General features: G+C 40.8%; 1 protein-coding gene. It reads left to right on the top strand.

Annotation, left to right across the window (positions count from 1 at the left end; all coding sequences use genetic code 11):
- The coding region (locus FD47_RS14910; RefSeq protein WP_156404187.1) for a DDE-type integrase/transposase/recombinase at positions 1–223 on the top strand (223 nt) is incomplete at both ends.

The raw sequence follows: 223 nt of genomic DNA, 5'->3' as shown, positions 1-223 counted from the left end.
TAGTAAGCAAATCATCGCTTTCAACATTGGCAAAGAGATGACATCGAAACTGATTATTAAGACATTGTTGCAAGCCTTGAGAAGGGCTTCTAAGCCAACCTTTTTGCACTCTGATATGGGTTCACAATACACCAGTATTGCTTATGAAGGCCTGTTAAAGCGGCACCTGATTAGGCATTCATATTCCAAACAAGGTTATCCATATGATAACGGTCCGCTCGAA

This window comes from Lentilactobacillus parafarraginis DSM 18390 = JCM 14109 (assembly GCF_001435895.1).
GTDB classification, from domain to species: Bacteria; Bacillota; Bacilli; order Lactobacillales; family Lactobacillaceae; genus Lentilactobacillus; species Lentilactobacillus parafarraginis.
This window is presented reverse-complemented; position numbering and strand designations above follow the sequence as displayed.